The sequence below is a fragment of the Burkholderia sp. DN3021 genome (genome assembly GCF_049805555.1).
Lineage (GTDB): Bacteria > Pseudomonadota > Gammaproteobacteria > Burkholderiales > Burkholderiaceae > Burkholderia > Burkholderia pyrrocinia_C.
The window spans coordinates 200,267-215,431 of the sequence record NZ_JBNCAB010000001.1 but is presented as its reverse complement, the minus strand read 5'-3'; the positions used below and the strand labels follow the sequence as shown (position 1 = coordinate 215,431).

The window sequence follows — 15,165 nt, the reverse complement described above, 5'->3', positions numbered from 1 at the left end:
ACAACGGCGGCGCCTGGCTCGGCAGGCGCCGCCGGCTTCAGCAGATGCCGGCTTCCGCGAGACGGCGGGCGGCGTTGTACATGTGCGTGCGCGCCGCGTTGCGCGCCGCCATCGGGTCGCGCGCGCGGATCGCGTCGGCGATCGCCGCGTGTTCGTCGCGCACCTGGCGCGAGAAATCGTCGCGCGTCGCTTCGTTGCCCCGCGTGACCTTCACGCCGGCTTCGAGGTACTGGTTCAGGAACTGCAGCGTCTTCAGGAAATACGGGTTGCCGGTGACAGCGGCGATCGTGCGGTGGAACGCGACGTCTTCCGCGACGCCGTCGCGCCCTTCTGAGACTGCGGCGTCGATCTTGCGCAGCGCATCGTCGATGTCGGCCATGTCGTCGGCGGAGTGGTGCAGCGCGGCTTCGGCCGCGACTTCAGCCTCGATCGCGCGGCGCACCGCGAGCAGGTGCGGCAGCGAGCTCGCTTCGACCGCTTCCGCGTAGTCGATTCGCAGCGGCCGGATCGCGCCGTGCTGGTTCACGTACACGCCGCTGCCCTGGCGCGGCTCGACCACGCCCTCGTTCTTCAGCCGCGAGATCGCCTCGCGGATTACGGTGCGGCTCACGCCGAATTCCTGCGCGAGCACGGCTTCGGTCGGCAGCTTGCCGGTGGCCGAGAAACTGCCGACTTCGATCTGCTTGAGCAGTTGCTGCGCGACGTGATCGCTCATCGCGCGGGCGGGAATTTTCTCGAACATGGCACTCAGGTTTGTAAGGTGATATGGTCATCATATAAATTTGAGCGAGGTGAAGCATCCGGAATAACCCTCGATCTACGGCGTGCAACGTCGGTCAAATCGACTGAAACCGGTTCCAAATGAGTCGAAACCGGCGCGATTGCGTGCCGTTCTACGGTCGATCGGGAAGGGGCGGATGCCCGTGGCCGTCAGTCGGCGATGTCCTCGACGGGGTCGGCCGCCATTGCCGCGCCGGCTTCCGCCGCTTCGCCGCCGCGCTCGCGATAGGTGGCCGGCGGCACGCCGAACTGCTTGCGGAATTCGCGCCCGAGGTGCGACGCATCGGCGAACCCGCAGCTCGACGCGATATCGGCGACCGTCCGGTCCGAACTCGTCAGCAGCCACGCGGCGGTGCGCAGCCGCACCTGCTTCGCGAACACCTGCGGGCTCTTGCCCGTCTCGGCCTTGAACAGCCGTTCGAGCTGCCGTGTCGACAGGTCGAGCTTGCACGCCAGTTCATCGAGCGGCAGCGTGCGCCCGACATGCTGTTCCATCAGGAGAATCGCGCGCTTGACCTTCGGGTGCGTCGCGGGTTCGAGCCCCGGCGGGTGCGGCTGCGGCGCGTTGCCCTTCTGCATCTCGCCGACGAGCAGGATGCGCAGCGCCTTCTGCACGGTCGCGTGGTCGAAATGGCGCAGCAGGATCGCGGCGGCGACGTCGATCGACGCGCGGCCGCCCGAACAGGTGATCCGGCGCCGGTCGATCACGAACAGCCGGTCGGCGATCAGCAGGTCGGGATCGGCGGACGGGAAGCGTTCGATGAAATCCCAGTAGTGGAACCAGCTCACGCAGGTGCGGTAGCCGTCGAGCACGCCGGCGCGCATCAGCGTGAACACGCCGGTGCAGATCCCGACGACCGTCGCGCCGCCGGCCGCCGCGCGGCGGACGAAGTCGAGCGTTTCGGGGCCCGCCTGCGGCCCCGAATGCAGCAGCCCGCCGACCACGACCACATAGTCGAACGGTTCGGACGCGTCGAACGTCTCCCACGGCGTGATCTGGATCCCGCAACTCGCGCGCACCGGCGCGAGGGTCTCGCCGATCACGCTCCACGCGCAGCGCACGGGCTTGCTGTAGTCGCCGTCGTCGGCCGACAGCCGCAGCATGTCGACGAAACCCGAGAAGGCCGTCAGCGTGAAGTTCGGCAGCAGCACGATGCCGAAGCGGATGCGCCGCGGTGCGGGTTCTGCAAGGGGGGAAGCGGGTACGTCGGGTGTCATCGCGGCCAATCTCGTCACGCCGGGCAGGCGGTCTCACTCATATCACTCTGGTTGCGGGTACGGCTGCCGGGGCGGCGCGGATGTAGCCAGCGTCGCCGATCGGCTTCGGCCGGACTTGTGGTTTTCCGTCGCGAACCATCGCCAAACCGTACTTTTGCACCGGCCGGCGCGGCGCTTGGCGGCGCTATCCCACGCCGATGCCGTTTTTGTTCTATCGGCCAATTTTACGCTTTGATGTACTGGTGCCCAACGTCATTCCACGCATGTCATCCAGAGGAAGCCAGATGAACGTCAGCGCGTTCGACCTGTTCAAGATCGGCATCGGCCCGTCCAGTTCGCATACGGTCGGCCCGATGATCGCCGCGTGCCGCTTCGCGTCGCACGTCGAGGACGCGAACCTGCTCGGCTTCGTGCGCCGCGTGCGGGTCGAGCTGTACGGCTCGCTGGGCGCGACCGGCAAGGGCCACGGCACCGACAAGGCCGTGCTGCTCGGCCTCGAGGGCCACCTGCCCGACACGATCGATCCCGACCTGATCGAGCCGCGGCTCGCCGCGATCCGCGCGGAGAAGTCGCTGTCGCTGCTCGGCAAGCAGACGGTCCGCTTCGAGGAAAAGGAGCACATCGGCTTCTTTCGCAAGCTGATGAGCGGCACGAGCATCGTGCACCCGAACGGGATGCGCTTCCAGGCATTCGACGAACACGGCCAGTTGCTGGTCGAGAAAGAGTATTACTCGGTCGGCGGCGGTTTCGTCGTGAACCGCGACGGCGATCGCGTGAACGGCGTGCGCGCGGCGGTCGAGGTGCCCTATCCGTTCCGCACCGGCGACGACCTGATGCGCCAGTGCCGCGAACACGGGCTGTCGATCGCCGAGCTGATGCTGCGCAACGAAAGCGCGCTGCGCCCCGCCGACGAAGTGCGCGCCGGGCTGCTCGCGATCTGGCGCACGATGGCCGCATGCGTCGAGCGCGGCTGCAAGGTCGAAGGCGAGCTGCCGGGCCCGATGCGCGTGAAGCGCCGCGCGGCCGAGATGAACGGTAACCTGCGCGCGCGTTCGGAAGAGTCGCTGCGTGACCCGCTGTCGATGCTCGACTGGGTCAACCTGTACGCGATGGCCGTCAACGAGGAAAACGCGGCGGGCGGGCGCGTCGTCACCGCGCCGACCAACGGTGCGGCCGGCGTGATTCCCGCGGTGCTGCACTACTACGTGAAGTTCGTGCCGGGCTCGAACGAAGCCGGCATCGTCGAATTCCTGCTGACGGCCGCGGCGATCGGGATCATCTACAAGGAAACCGCGTCGATCTCCGGCGCGGAAGTCGGTTGCCAGGGCGAAGTGGGCGTCGCGTGCTCGATGGCCGCGGCCGCGCTCTCCGCCGTGATGGGCGGCACGCCCGACCAGGTCGAGAATGCCGCCGAGATCGGCATGGAGCACAACCTGGGCATGACCTGCGATCCGGTCGGCGGGCTCGTGCAGATCCCGTGCATCGAGCGCAACGCGATGGGCGCGATCAAGGCGCTGAACGCGTCGCGCATGGCGCTCAAGGGCAACGGCCAGCACTACGTGTCGCTCGATTCCGTGATCAAGACGATGCGTGAGACCGGCGCCGACATGAAGACGAAATACAAGGAAACGTCGCGCGGCGGTCTCGCCGTGAACGTCATCGAATGCTAACGAAGGGTCAATCATCATGAGCCGCTACTCGATATTCAGCCTGTTCCGCAACGGCCTCTCGTATCACGAGAACTGGGAAAAGCAGTGGAAGAGCCCGGAACCGAAGAAGGAATACGACGTCGTGATCGTCGGCGGCGGCGGCCACGGCCTCGCGACCGCGTACTACCTCGCGAAGGAACACGGGATCACGAACGTCGCGATCCTCGAGAAAGGCTGGATCGGCGGCGGCAACACCGCGCGCAACACGACGATCGTGCGCTCGAACTATCTGTGGGACGAATCGGCCGCGCTGTACGAGAAGGCGATGAAGCTGTGGGAAGGGCTGTCGCAGGACCTGAACTACAACGTGATGTTCAGCCAGCGCGGCGTGATGAACCTCGCGCATACGCTGCAGGACGTGCGCGACACCGAGCGCCGCGTCAACGCGAACCGGCTGAACGGCGTCGATGCCGAGTTCCTGACGCCCGCGCAGATCAAGGAAATCGAGCCGACGATCAACCTGAACAGCCGTTACCCGGTGCTCGGCGCATCGATCCAGCGCCGTGCGGGCGTTGCACGCCACGACGCGGTGGCCTGGGGCTTCGCGCGCGGCGCGGACCGCGCCGGCGTCGACATCATCCAGAACTGCCAGGTGACGGGCATTCGCCGCGAAGGCGGCGCGGTGGTCGGCGTCGATACGGTGAAGGGCTTCATCAAGGCGAAGAAGGTCGCGGTGGTCGCGGCCGGCAACACGACGACGCTCGCCGACATGGCCGGCGTGCGTCTGCCGATCGAAAGCCACCCGCTGCAGGCGCTGGTGTCCGAGCCGATCAAGCCGGTCGTCAACTCGGTGATCATGTCGAACGCGGTGCACGCGTATATCAGCCAGTCCGACAAGGGCGACCTCGTGATCGGCGCGGGCATCGACCAGTACACGGGCTTCGGCCAGCGCGGCAGCTTCCACATCATCGAAAGCACGCTGCAGGCGATCGTCGAGATGTTCCCGGTGTTCTCGCGCGTGCGGATGAACCGCCAGTGGGGCGGCATCGTCGACGTGTCGCCGGACGCGTGCCCGATCATCACCAAGACCGACGTGAAGGGCCTTTATTTCAACTGCGGCTGGGGCACCGGCGGCTTCAAGGCGACGCCCGGCTCGGGCTGGGTGTTCGCGCACACGATCGCGCGCGACGAACCGCATCCGCTGAACGCGCCGTTCGCGCTCGACCGCTTCTACACGGGCCACCTGATCGACGAGCACGGCGCTGCAGCCGTTGCGCACTAAACCCACCATTGGAGAAAGAAACATGTTGCTGATCGAATGTCCGTGGTGCGGGCCGCGCGCCGAATCCGAATTCTCGTGCGGCGGCGAAGCCGACATCGTGCGCCCCGTCAACAACGAGAACATGACCGACCGCGAATGGGGCGAGTACGTGTTCATGCGCGAGAACAAGCGCGGGCTGCACAAGGAGCAATGGCTGCACACGCAGGGCTGCCGCCGCTGGTTCAAGGCCACGCGCGACACGGTGACCTACGATATCAAGGGATACGAAACGTTCGGTGGGGCTGCCATCAGCGGCGCGGCCGCCGGCAACGCACACGAAGAGGGCACGAGCAAATGAGCCAGAAAGACCGTCTCGGCACCGGTGGCCGCATCAATCGCGCGATTCCGTTGACGTTCACGTTCAACGGCCGCACGTACCAGGGCTTCCAGGGCGACACGCTCGCGTCCGCGCTGCTCGCGAACGGCGTGCATTTCGTCGCGCGCAGCTTCAAGTACCACCGTCCGCGCGGGATCGTGACGGCGGACGTCGCGGAACCGAATGCCGTCGTGCAGCTCGAATCGGGCCCGTACACGGTGCCGAACGCGCGCGCGACCGAAATCGAGCTGTACCAGGGGCTCGTCGCGACGAGCGTGAACGCCGAGCCGACGCTCGAGAACGACAAGTACGCGATCAACCAGAAGTTCTCGCGCTTCCTGCCGGCCGGCTTCTACTACAAGACCTTCATGTGGCCGCGCAAGATGTGGCCGAAGTACGAAGAGAAGATTCGCGAGGCGGCCGGCCTCGGCAAGGCGCCCGAGGCGCTCGACGCCGATCGCTACGACAAGTGCTACGCGCACTGCGACGTGGTCGTCGTCGGCGGCGGCCCGTCGGGCCTCGCGGCCGCGCATGCGGCGGCCGTGGCCGGCGCGCGCGTGATCCTCGTCGACGACCAGCGCGAGCTCGGCGGCAGCCTGTTGTCGTGCCGCGCCGAGATCGACGCGAAGCCCGCGCTGCAGTGGGTCGAGAAGATCGAGGCCGAGCTGCGCAAGCTGCCCGACGTGACGATCCTGTCGCGCAGCACCGCGTTCGGCTACCAGGACCACAACCTCGTGACGGTCACGCAGCGCCTGACCGATCACCTGCCGGTGTCGATGCGCAAGGGCACGCGCGAGCTGCTGTGGAAGGTCCGCGCGAAGCGCGTGATCCTCGCGACCGGCGCGCACGAGCGTCCGATCGTGTTCGGCAACAACGACCTGCCGGGCGTGATGCTCGCGTCGGCCGTGTCCACCTACGTGCATCGCTTCGGCGTGCTGCCGGGCCGCAACGTGGTCGTGTTCACGAACAACGACCGCGCGTACCAGACCGCGCTCGACCTGAAGGCGTGCGGCGCGAAGGTGACGGTCGTCGATTCGCGCGCATCGTCGAACGGCGCGCTGCCGGCCGCTGCGAAGCGGCAGGGCGTGACGGTGATGAGCGGCGCGGTCGTGACCGCGGCATCGGGCAAGTGGCGCGTATCGTCGGTCGACGTCGCGTCCAGCACGAACGGCCAGGTGGGCGGCAAGCTGCAGACGCTGCCGTGCGACCTCGTCGCGATGTCGGGCGGCTTCAGCCCCGTGCTGCACCTGTTCGCGCAATCGGGCGGCAAGGCCTGCTGGAACGACGAGAAGGCGTGCTTCCTGCCGGGCAAGCCGGTGCAGGCAGAGGCCAGCATCGGTGCGGCGGCGGGCGAATTCGGCCTGGCGCGCGCGCTGCGGCTCGCGGTCGATGTGGGCGCGGAAGCGGCGAAGGCGGCGGGCTTCACGGCCGCGCAGCGCCCTGCCGCACCGCAGGTTGCCGAAACCGTCGAAGGCGCACTGCAGCCGCTGTGGCTCGTCGGCAGCCGCGAGGCCGCGGCGCGCGGGCCGAAGCAGTTCGTCGACTTCCAGAACGACGTGTCGGCCGCCGACATCCTGCTCGCCGCGCGCGAAGGCTTCGAATCGGTCGAGCACGTGAAGCGCTACACGGCGATGGGCTTCGGCACCGACCAGGGCAAGCTCGGCAACATCAACGGGATGGCGATCCTCGCGCAGGCGCTCGGCAAGTCGATTCCGGAAACGGGCACGACGACGTTCCGCCCGAACTACACGCCCGTGTCGTTCGGCACGTTCGCGGGCCGCGAGACCGGCGATTTCCTCGACCCGATCCGCAAGACCTGCGTACATGAATGGCACGTCGAGCACGGCGCGCTGTTCGAGGACGTCGGCAACTGGAAGCGGCCGTGGTATTTCCCGAAGAACGGCGAAGATCTGCACGCGGCCGTGAAGCGCGAATGCCTCGCGGTGCGCAACAGCGTCGGCATTCTCGACGCGTCGACGCTCGGCAAGATCGACATCCAGGGCCCCGATGCGGTGAAGCTGCTGAACTGGATGTACACGAACCCGTGGAACAAGCTCGAAGTCGGCAAGTGCCGCTACGGGCTGATGCTCGACGAGAACGGGATGGTGTTCGACGACGGCGTGACGGTGCGCCTCGCCGACCAGCATTTCATGATGACGACCACGACGGGCGGCGCGGCGCGCGTGCTCACATGGCTCGAACGCTGGCTGCAGACTGAATGGCCCGACATGAAGGTGCGGCTCTCGTCCGTCACCGATCACTGGGCGACGTTCGCGGTGGTCGGCCCGAAGAGCCGCAAGGTCGTGCAGAAGGTGTGCCAGGATATCGACTTCGGCAACGAAGCGTTCCCGTTCATGAGCTACCGCAACGGCACTGTCGCGGGCGCGAAGGCGCGCGTGATGCGGATCAGCTTCTCGGGCGAACTGGCCTATGAAGTGAACGTGCCGGCGAACGCGGGCCGTGCGGTATGGGAAGCGCTGATGGCGGCCGGTGCCGAATTCGACATCACGCCGTACGGCACCGAGACGATGCACGTGCTGCGCGCGGAGAAGGGCTACATCATCGTCGGCCAGGATACCGACGGCTCGGTCACGCCGTACGACCTCGGGATGGGCGGGGTCGTCGCGAAGTCGAAGGACTTCCTCGGCAAGCGTTCGCTCGCGCGCTCGGATACCAGCAAGGAAGGCCGCAAGCAGTTCGTCGGCCTGCTGACCGAGGACGAGCAGTTCGTGCTGCCGGAAGGCGCGCAGATCATCGAGAAGGACACGCAGGTGTCGGCGGTCGATCCGACGCCGATGATCGGACACGTGACGTCGAGCTACTACAGCCCGATCCTGAAGCGCTCGATCGCGCTTGCGGTGGTGAAGGGCGGCCTGAACAAGATGGGCGAGAGCGTCGTGATTCCGCTGGCCAACGGCAAGCGCATCACCGCGAAGATCTCGAGCCCGGTTTTCTACGATACCGAAGGGGTGCGCCAGCATGTGGAATGAAACGAGAAACCAGACGCAGGTGGCGGGCGCGGGCGGCGTGACGCTTGAATCGCCGTTCGTCGGCGCGGCCGACGTGCTGAAGACGCACCAGGCTCGCGCATCGAAGAAGTTCATGCTGCGCGAGCGGCCCTTCCTCGACCTCGTCAACGTGCGCGGCGAGTTGAGCGATCCGGCGTTCGTGAGCGCGTTCGAGCGCGTGGTCGGCTGCCGGCCGCCCGCGCAGCCGAACACGGTCGTGCGCGGCGCCGAGTACGACGTGCTGTGGCTCGGCCCCGACGAGTGGCTCGTGCGCTCGAACGGGCCGGTGCAGGCCGGCGTGCTCGAGGCGAAGCTCGCGGAGGCCGTGCAGGGCACGTATTCGGCGGCCGTCGATGTCGGCAGCGGCTACACGGTCGTCGAGATCAGCGGCGAACGCGTGCGCGACGTGCTCGCGCGCGGCTGCCCGCTCGATCTCCATCCGCGTGCGTTCAAGCCGGGCCAGTGCGCGCAGTCGCATTACTTCAAGTCGTCGATCGTGCTGATCCCGACCGGCGACGATGCGTTCGAGATCGTGCTGCGCCGCAGCTTCGCCGACTACTTCGTGCGCATCATGCTCGACGCGGCCGCGCCGCTCGCGTCATGAAGCCGTTCGACGAACCGTTCGTGGCGATCGACGCGCCGCGCCTGCGCGGGCGCGGCTGGAGCGTGTTCGTCGACGAACTGAAGGTGCCCGCGCGGATCGGCATTCATGCTCACGAGCATGAAGCGCCGCAACCGATAGTGATCGATGCGCGGCTCGGGTATCGCTGCGAGCCGAGCGAGCAGGGCGAGTGGATCGATTACGACGGCTATTGCGCGCGCGTCGCGTCGTTTCTGTCGCACAAGCCGCATACGCGGCTGCTGGAGACGCTCGTCGCCGATATCGCGGTGCTGTCGTTCCGCGAATGGCCGGCGCTGGAGTCGCTGACGCTGTCGGTGTACAAGCCGAAGATCCGGCCCGGCACGAAGCGCGTCGGCGTGTCGCTCGACTGGACGCGCGGGGATTATTTGCGGTGGACGGGGGCGGCGGGGCAGATTTGAGTGAAGGATCCAGGGAGACGGACGGCATAGTTTGTCGTCTTGAATAATTCCTGAAATATGCGAACAATAGCTCCGCTGAGCAGGCAACTTTCTTTGTTCCTGAAAACCCGGAATTATGGCCCGAACCTTACCGAAGCCAATCGCGACTCCCGACCCACTGGCTCAGGATCTGGCAGCGATGGGGGCGCTCATTCGCAACCGGCGAGCGCAGCACCGGATGCGGATCGACGACGCGGCCGATTTGCTCGGGGTCTCCAAGGACGTGCTGTCGCGGCTGGAAAATGGCCGGGCAGTGAGCCTCGAAAAATTGTTCAAGGTACTGGACGGTTTCGGTCTCAATCTGCTCGTCGTGCCGAAACGCGAAGTGCCCGTGGCCCGCAAGGCATTGCTTGAACACATGGCAGTCCAGGCTGTGCCGCCGGCTTCGCCGGAGGGGGCCTGATGGCACATTGCCTGTATTTCGGCCAATGGCTCGCCGGTCGGACAAATTTGACCGACGATGCCCGTCACGATGATTACGGTTTTTCGGACGACCCGGCATGGAAGGTTCGCACCGATCTGCTCCGACATTCGCGCGCGACCTTTACGCCGCCGCCGCGCCGCTCAATGCCGGATAGTCGACATACCCGCGCGCATCGCCGCCGAAGAACGTGTCGCGCTGCGCGTCGTTCAGCGGTGCGCCCGTCTTCAGCCGCGTCACGAAATCCGGATTCGCGAGCACCATCTGGCCGTACGCTTCGAGATCGGCGAGGCCCGCTGCGACATCCGTACCGATCGCGTCGCGCGCGCGGCCCGGCCGGTTCACGATCAGCGTGCCGTTCCAGCGCGCGCGCAGGTCCGCGAGCAGCGGCTCGTCGCCCTGGTGCATCACGTGCAGGTACGCGAGGCCAAGCCGGTCGAGCTGCGTCGCCAGGTGGCGGTACAGGTCCGGCCCTTCCGCGCCTTCGTCGATTCCCCACAACGTAGTGCCGGGCGACAGGCGGATCGCGGTGCGGTCCGCGCCGATCTCGTCGGCGATCGCCTCGGCGACCTCGATCGCGAAGCGCGCGCGATTCTCGATCGAACCGCCGTAGGCGTCGCTGCGCGTATTGGCGTTCGGCGCGAAGAACTGCTGGACCAGATACCCGTTCGCGCCATGGATCTCGACGCCGTCGGCACCGGCCTCGATCGCGCGGCGCGCGGCGAAGCGGAAGTCGTTCACGGTGTCGCGCACCTCGTCCGTCGTCAGCGCGCGCGGCGCGGGAATCTCCTGCATCCCCTTCATCGTGAACATCGGCACGCCCGGCGCGATCGCCGACGGCGCGACGCCCTGGCGATGATGCGGCGTGTTGTCGGGGTGCGACATGCGCCCCACGTGCATCAACTGGATGAACAGGCGGCCGCCGCGCGCGTGCACGCGGTCGCTGATCGCCTTCCAGCCGGCGACGTGCGCATCGGTATAGATGCCGGGCGTCGTCAGGTAGCCCTGGCCGTCGTCCGACGGTTGCGTACCTTCGCTGACGATCAGGCCGAGGCCCGCGCGTTGTGCGTAGTACTCGGCGGCCCACTCGCCGGGCGTGCCGTCGAACGCGGCGCGGCTGCGCGTCATCGGTGCCATGACCAGGCGGTTCTGCAGCGTGTAGCGGCCGACACGGGCCGGGGTGAACAGTGCGTCCATGATGCGTGCTCCTTGAGGGTCTGGTAACGGCACCGGGGCGATACCGTATCGGGCGCCGGCCGCGCACCGTTGCGCCAGCCTTGCCGCCATGGACACATCATCCATTGCTTCTTTTTCGAGATAAATATGGTAGTTTGGATAACATTGATCCATTGATGGAGCAGTGGGCGTGGAACTGCTGAACGACATGGCGCTGTTCGTGGAGGTCGTGAAGGCGAAGGGTTTTCGCAGCGCGGCCGACGCGCTTGGGATGCCGAATTCGACGCTGTCGCGGCGGATCGGCGCGCTGGAAAAGGCGATCGGCTTGCGGCTGCTGCATCGCACGACGCGCCGGATCGAGCTGACGGAGGCCGGGCAGCTGTATTTCGAGCGCTGCAAGCGCATCGTCGACGAGGCGCGGCTCGCGCACGAGCAGCTCGGCGAGCTGCTGGCCGAACCATCGGGCGTGCTGCGCGCGTCGTTTCCGGTCGATTTCGCGGTGATCTACCTGACGCCGCTGATCGTCGAATTCGCGAACCGTCATCCGAAGCTGACGTTCGATTTCGAGCTGACGTCACGGCGCGTCGATCTGGTGAGCGAGCCGTTCGACGTCGCGATCCGTATCGGCGAATCGGCGGATTCGCAGCTCGTCGCGCGGCGGCTCGCCACGTTCCGCAATTACTTGTATGCGTCGCCGCGCTATCTGGAGCGCTCGGGCGAGCCGCGCGAGCCGGACGACCTGACGCGGCATCAGTGCCTGAGCGTGCAGCGCGTCGATGCGTGGACGTTGCATGACGGCGCGCGGGAGATCGAGGTGCCGGTGGGCGGGCGGTTCGTCGTGAACAGCGTCGGCATGAACCGGCAGCTGGCCGTGCATGATGCGGGGATCATCCAGATGCCGGAGGAGGTCGTGGCCGACGACGTGGCCGCCGGAAGGTTGCGTCGCGTGCTGCCCGGATGGGAGGGCGCGCCGGTGCCGGTCTATGCGATGACGGAAACGCGCTTGCTGCCCGCGAAGACGCAGATTTTCATCGAGTTTCTGCGCGCGCATTTCGCGCAGGGGTGACAGCGGGGGCAGCGGCGGGCCGACGATCCGGCAGGCGGCGCGCAATCACCGGTGCGGCGAGCGCGCACGCGAGCCCGATGGCGCTGCCCAGCGCGACGTTGACGAGGCGTTCGCCGGCAAAGGCCCACGCGTGCCCGGCGACGACCAGTGCCGTCGCCGCGCATGCGCAGCGCGTCGCGAACGCGAGCCGGTAGGGGCGGATGCCGACGAGCGTGAGCAGGGTTGCAAACACGACCCAGGCGCGCGTGGCGGGATCGTCCGGTACCTGCAGCCCGATGAAGATGCCGACCGGCACGCCGGCCAGTACACCCAGCACGCGGTCGGCAAACTTGGCGCGCGCGCTTGCCGTGCTACCCGTTACGACGCTTGCCGCGGACCAGATCATCCATTGCCCGTGCTCGATGTGCCGCCATTCGACCAGCGCGGCCGCGCCGCCCACCGCGATCGCGACGGTCAGCATCAGTTCGACCGACCACGCGCGATCGCCGTAATCGGTGCGCCGGGCCCAGGCCAGGCAGCGCGCGCGGCGGCTGTCGCCGGAGCCGCGTGCGAGATCGGCGAGCGCTAGCGCGATGACCGGCAGTGTGCCCGCCAGCAGGAACGGCAGGACCGCGAGCGCGCGCGGTACGAGCGCGCCGTGCGCGACGCCTTCCGCGCTTTCGAAGGCGAGATACAGCACGGGAATGAACGTATAGCTGCCGAGCGAGCGCAGCGTGCGGCCCCATGCGGTGATGGCAATCGACGCGGCGCCGAGCGCGGCGGTTGCCGCGACGAAGGCGGGTGGCCACGCCAGTGCCGCCATCAGCACGACGAATCCCGCGCAGACAAGCAGGCCATGCGCGGCGGCGCCCAACGGCGCGAGCGCGACGCGCTCGACGCCGACCAGCAGCGCGATCGTGACGATCGACGCAATCAGCCATTCCGCGCGGCCGGTCGCCAACGCGAGCGAGACGAGCGGAAGCAGCACGAGCGACGCGCGGGTTAGCGCCCGGAGATCGAGCGCGCTGGCGACGGACGCGGCGGCCGATCTCGTCGCGCGCCGTGCTGCGTGCAGGCCGGCCATGCCGCGGCGTGCCATTGTCCGCCTTCAGCCCGCGAGAGCGGCGAGCACGTCGGCGGAGGAGCGCACGAGGCCGAGTCTCGGGAAGATGAAACGCAGCGACGCGTCGTGCTGGTCGGCGGCCGCGCAACTCATCGCATCCTCGACGAACACGATCGAATAGCCGTGCTCGTAGGCCGCGCGGGCAGTCGATTCGACGCCGATGTTCGTCGAGATGCCGCCGAGCACGATCGTCCGGATACCGCGCCGGCGCAACTGGAGATCCAGTTCGGTGCCGTGGAATGCGCCCCATTGCCGCTTGGTGATCAGGAGGTCGGATGGCGCGGCGTCGAGCACGTCCGGAAAGGTCCACCAGTCCGGCGGCAGGCCTGCCGCGGGCGGCGTTGCTGGCTGGTCGACGGGCTGCTTCAGCGCGTCGCCGAAATCCGCGCTCCAGCCGACGCGCACCAGCACGACCGGCGCGCCGGCTTCACGAAAGCGCTTCGCAAGCGGTGCGGCGGCGGCCAGCACGGCGTCGCCGGTGCGCGGCGCTTTCGCGAAGCCGAGGATGCCTTGCTGCAGGTCGACGAGAACAAGGGCGGTGGTACGGGGATCCAGTGTGTCCAGCATGATGGCTCTCGATTGATTGGGACAGGACGAACCTGTATTGTGAGGGTCGTCTCACATTCAAATATATGAGGATGGACTCACAAAAGTCAAGCCGTTCGGCGGGCGACGCCGTGCCGTCCGCGAAGGCACCCAGCCGGGCGCGCGGCCGAGCGCGCGTCGCCGCGCTGCTGGACGCCGCGGGCGTGGAATTCGCGGAAAAGGGGTACGAAGCGACGACGATGACGGCGATTGCGGCGCGCGCCGATTCGTCGATCGGTTCGCTGTACCAGTTCTTTCCGACCAAGGAACAGGTGGCCGCGGGGCTGCTCGAGCACTATCTGGCGTCGCTTGGCGACGAGCTCGATCAGTTACGCACACTGGCGTCGTCCGGCGATCTAGTGCCGCTCGCGGCGCGTCTGACGACGGCGTTCGTGACGTTCCGGGTCGCGCATCCGGCGTTTGTCGTGCTGGTCGATGCGTACGATTTCGCGTTGCCGGGCGCGCTTGATGTGCGCACGCGCTTGCGCGGCGCGATCGGGACGGTGCTGGAGGCGCTCGCGCCCGGCATGCCGGCCGGCGAGCTTGCGGTGCGAGCGGCGATCGTGCAACACCTGATGAAGGCGGCCGTGGCGCTGAGTCGCGACGTGACGATCGCGGACCCGGCTGCCGCGCTTCAGGCGCTCGAGGGCGTAATGCTGCGCTATCTGGAGGAGACGGTTGAAACGGGCGCGTGATGTTGCGCCGAACGGGCCGGCGCGGCAGCGCGTGCGCGGCCCGTCACCGGGGCCCGGGCGACGCTCAGCGCGGCGCGAGCGATGATGAGGTGCGGACGGCCGAAGCGGGAGCAGCTGGCGCGTTGACGGGCATCATCCCGGCTTTCGCATCGTCGTCGGGTTCGAGCACGAAGCGGAACGAATCGACCCGCTGCATCACCTTCGCCGCGTACGCGTTCGAACCGCCATAGTTCTTCAGCCCGGCCTGCACGTTGCCGCCGGCCGCTCTCACGTAGCCCGACAGGATCGCGGACCCGACCTCGACGTTCGCGTTCGGCTCGGTCAGATCCTTCACGTTGCGCAGCAGGCCGCGGTGCGCGGCCGGCACGACCTGCATCAGCCCCGTCGCGCCGTGCTGGCCGCGCGCCTTTTCCTGGAAGCGCGATTCGATCGAAATGATGGCGTAAACGAGTGCCGGCGGCAGCGAATATTTCGTCGCAGTAACGCTCACGATATCGGCGAGCTTCGCGGCCCGTTCCTTCGCGACGCCGAATTTTTTCGTCAGGTAGGACGTGATGCGGCGGTTTGCTTCGTTCGGCTGATCGTTGGCGTTGGCGAGCGGCGCGGATGCGACGGACGGTGCCGATGCGGCCGCTTCGGGCGAGGACGCAGGCAGCGCGGGCGCTTGCTGCGCCGACGCCTGTTGCGCGATGCCGAGCGAAAGCACGATCAGCCAGAAAAACCGTCGCATGGTGGAGTGCGGGGAATT

At 67.4% G+C, this 15,165-nt stretch carries 15 protein-coding genes; 9 read left to right on the top strand and 6 right to left on the bottom strand.

The window, feature by feature from the left end; all coding sequences use genetic code 11:
- Window positions 1-37: 37 nt before the first annotated feature.
- Both ACPUER_RS01005 and ACPUER_RS01000 read right to left on the bottom strand, forming a co-directional pair.
- Window positions 38-742 (bottom strand): FadR/GntR family transcriptional regulator, encoded by a 705-nt coding sequence (locus ACPUER_RS01005; protein WP_425130109.1) that lies wholly within the window; start codon window positions 740-742, stop codon window positions 38-40.
- Between the two features lie 188 nt (window positions 743-930).
- Window positions 931-1,998: a GlxA family transcriptional regulator gene (locus ACPUER_RS01000; protein WP_072444463.1), complete on the bottom strand. Its 1,068-nt coding sequence runs from the start codon at window positions 1,996-1,998 to the stop codon at window positions 931-933.
- A gap of 284 nt (window positions 1,999-2,282) precedes the next feature.
- On the opposite strand from ACPUER_RS01000, the gene ACPUER_RS00995 reads away from it, so the two are divergent.
- From ACPUER_RS00995 to ACPUER_RS00965, 7 genes are all read left to right on the top strand, one after another.
- Window positions 2,283-3,668, top strand: coding sequence for an L-serine ammonia-lyase (locus ACPUER_RS00995; protein ID WP_425130108.1), 1,386 nt, complete (start codon window positions 2,283-2,285; stop codon window positions 3,666-3,668).
- A gap of 16 nt (window positions 3,669-3,684) precedes the next feature.
- Window positions 3,685-4,929: a sarcosine oxidase subunit beta family protein gene (locus ACPUER_RS00990; RefSeq protein ID WP_006480591.1), complete on the top strand. Its 1,245-nt coding sequence runs from the start codon at window positions 3,685-3,687 to the stop codon at window positions 4,927-4,929.
- Between the two features lie 22 nt (window positions 4,930-4,951).
- Entirely contained in the window at window positions 4,952-5,266 is a 315-nt protein-coding gene (locus ACPUER_RS00985; RefSeq protein WP_034180812.1) for a sarcosine oxidase subunit delta, read from the top strand.
- On the top strand, window positions 5,263-8,274 hold the full coding sequence (locus ACPUER_RS00980) for a sarcosine oxidase subunit alpha family protein (protein WP_425130107.1): 3,012 nt from the start codon (window positions 5,263-5,265) through the stop codon (window positions 8,272-8,274). Before ACPUER_RS00985 ends, ACPUER_RS00980 begins: the two co-directional genes overlap by 4 nt.
- On the top strand, window positions 8,264-8,896 hold the full coding sequence (locus ACPUER_RS00975) for a sarcosine oxidase subunit gamma (protein WP_425130106.1): 633 nt from the start codon (window positions 8,264-8,266) through the stop codon (window positions 8,894-8,896). Before ACPUER_RS00980 ends, ACPUER_RS00975 begins: the two co-directional genes overlap by 11 nt.
- Window positions 8,893-9,333 (top strand): dihydroneopterin aldolase, encoded by a 441-nt coding sequence (locus ACPUER_RS00970; RefSeq protein ID WP_034180809.1) that lies wholly within the window; start codon window positions 8,893-8,895, stop codon window positions 9,331-9,333. Before ACPUER_RS00975 ends, ACPUER_RS00970 begins: the two co-directional genes overlap by 4 nt.
- A gap of 115 nt (window positions 9,334-9,448) precedes the next feature.
- The gene (locus tag ACPUER_RS00965; protein WP_175962175.1) at window positions 9,449-9,775 is read left to right on the top strand and encodes a helix-turn-helix domain-containing protein; all 327 of its coding nucleotides are present in this window, start codon (window positions 9,449-9,451) and stop codon (window positions 9,773-9,775) included.
- Window positions 9,776-9,916: 141 nt separating this feature from the next.
- On the opposite strand, the gene ACPUER_RS00960 is transcribed toward ACPUER_RS00965, so the two are convergent.
- Window positions 9,917-10,990, bottom strand: a complete 1,074-nt coding sequence (locus ACPUER_RS00960; RefSeq protein ID WP_425130105.1) for an alkene reductase — start codon at window positions 10,988-10,990, stop codon at window positions 9,917-9,919.
- A gap of 169 nt (window positions 10,991-11,159) precedes the next feature.
- Between ACPUER_RS00960 and ACPUER_RS00955 the strand changes: the two genes are divergently transcribed.
- Window positions 11,160-12,035, top strand: coding sequence for a LysR family transcriptional regulator (locus ACPUER_RS00955; RefSeq protein WP_175962177.1), 876 nt, complete (start codon window positions 11,160-11,162; stop codon window positions 12,033-12,035).
- Here ACPUER_RS00955 and ACPUER_RS00950 read toward each other — a convergent pair.
- Together ACPUER_RS00950 and ACPUER_RS00945 are read right to left on the bottom strand one after the other, a co-directional pair.
- On the bottom strand, window positions 11,998-13,113 hold the full coding sequence (locus ACPUER_RS00950; RefSeq protein ID WP_175962178.1) for an FUSC family protein: 1,116 nt from the start codon (window positions 13,111-13,113) through the stop codon (window positions 11,998-12,000). The two genes, ACPUER_RS00955 and ACPUER_RS00950, sit on opposite strands and share 38 nt — an antisense overlap.
- Before the next feature lie 9 nt (window positions 13,114-13,122).
- Window positions 13,123-13,704, bottom strand: a complete 582-nt coding sequence (locus tag ACPUER_RS00945; RefSeq protein ID WP_072444451.1) for a hydrolase — start codon at window positions 13,702-13,704, stop codon at window positions 13,123-13,125.
- Between the two features lie 65 nt (window positions 13,705-13,769).
- Between ACPUER_RS00945 and ACPUER_RS00940 the strand changes: the two genes are divergently transcribed.
- Window positions 13,770-14,417 carry a TetR/AcrR family transcriptional regulator gene (locus ACPUER_RS00940; RefSeq protein ID WP_425130104.1) on the top strand — a complete coding sequence of 216 codons (648 nt, stop codon included), beginning with the start codon at window positions 13,770-13,772 and terminating at the stop codon, window positions 14,415-14,417.
- A 64-nt stretch (window positions 14,418-14,481) separates the two neighbouring features.
- On the opposite strand, the gene ACPUER_RS00935 is transcribed toward ACPUER_RS00940, so the two are convergent.
- On the bottom strand, window positions 14,482-15,147 hold the full coding sequence (locus ACPUER_RS00935) for a lytic transglycosylase domain-containing protein (protein WP_175962180.1): 666 nt from the start codon (window positions 15,145-15,147) through the stop codon (window positions 14,482-14,484).
- Window positions 15,148-15,165 lie beyond the last annotated feature (18 nt).

Excerpts from the sequence above, each read along its gene's own strand:
- ACPUER_RS00980 (WP_425130107.1), top strand. The coding sequence starts at position 5,263 with ATGAGCCAGAAAGACCGTCTCGGCACCGGTGGCCGCATCAATCGCGCG.
- ACPUER_RS00940 (WP_425130104.1), top strand. The coding sequence starts at position 13,770 with ATGAGGATGGACTCACAAAAGTCAAGCCGTTCGGCGGGCGACGCCGTG.
- ACPUER_RS00960 (WP_425130105.1), bottom strand. The coding sequence starts at position 10,990 with ATGGACGCACTGTTCACCCCGGCCCGTGTCGGCCGCTACACGCTGCAG.
- ACPUER_RS00985 (WP_034180812.1), top strand. The coding sequence starts at position 4,952 with ATGTTGCTGATCGAATGTCCGTGGTGCGGGCCGCGCGCCGAATCCGAA.
- ACPUER_RS00990 (WP_006480591.1), top strand. The coding sequence starts at position 3,685 with ATGAGCCGCTACTCGATATTCAGCCTGTTCCGCAACGGCCTCTCGTAT.
- ACPUER_RS01005 (WP_425130109.1), bottom strand. The coding sequence starts at position 742 with ATGTTCGAGAAAATTCCCGCCCGCGCGATGAGCGATCACGTCGCGCAG.
- ACPUER_RS00970 (WP_034180809.1), top strand. The coding sequence starts at position 8,893 with ATGAAGCCGTTCGACGAACCGTTCGTGGCGATCGACGCGCCGCGCCTG.
- ACPUER_RS00945 (WP_072444451.1), bottom strand. The coding sequence starts at position 13,704 with ATGCTGGACACACTGGATCCCCGTACCACCGCCCTTGTTCTCGTCGAC.
- ACPUER_RS01000 (WP_072444463.1), bottom strand. The coding sequence starts at position 1,998 with ATGACACCCGACGTACCCGCTTCCCCCCTTGCAGAACCCGCACCGCGG.
- ACPUER_RS00975 (WP_425130106.1), top strand. The coding sequence starts at position 8,264 with ATGTGGAATGAAACGAGAAACCAGACGCAGGTGGCGGGCGCGGGCGGC.
- ACPUER_RS00950 (WP_175962178.1), bottom strand. The coding sequence starts at position 13,113 with ATGGCACGCCGCGGCATGGCCGGCCTGCACGCAGCACGGCGCGCGACG.
- ACPUER_RS00965 (WP_175962175.1), top strand. The coding sequence starts at position 9,449 with ATGGCCCGAACCTTACCGAAGCCAATCGCGACTCCCGACCCACTGGCT.
- ACPUER_RS00935 (WP_175962180.1), bottom strand. The coding sequence starts at position 15,147 with ATGCGACGGTTTTTCTGGCTGATCGTGCTTTCGCTCGGCATCGCGCAA.
- ACPUER_RS00995 (WP_425130108.1), top strand. The coding sequence starts at position 2,283 with ATGAACGTCAGCGCGTTCGACCTGTTCAAGATCGGCATCGGCCCGTCC.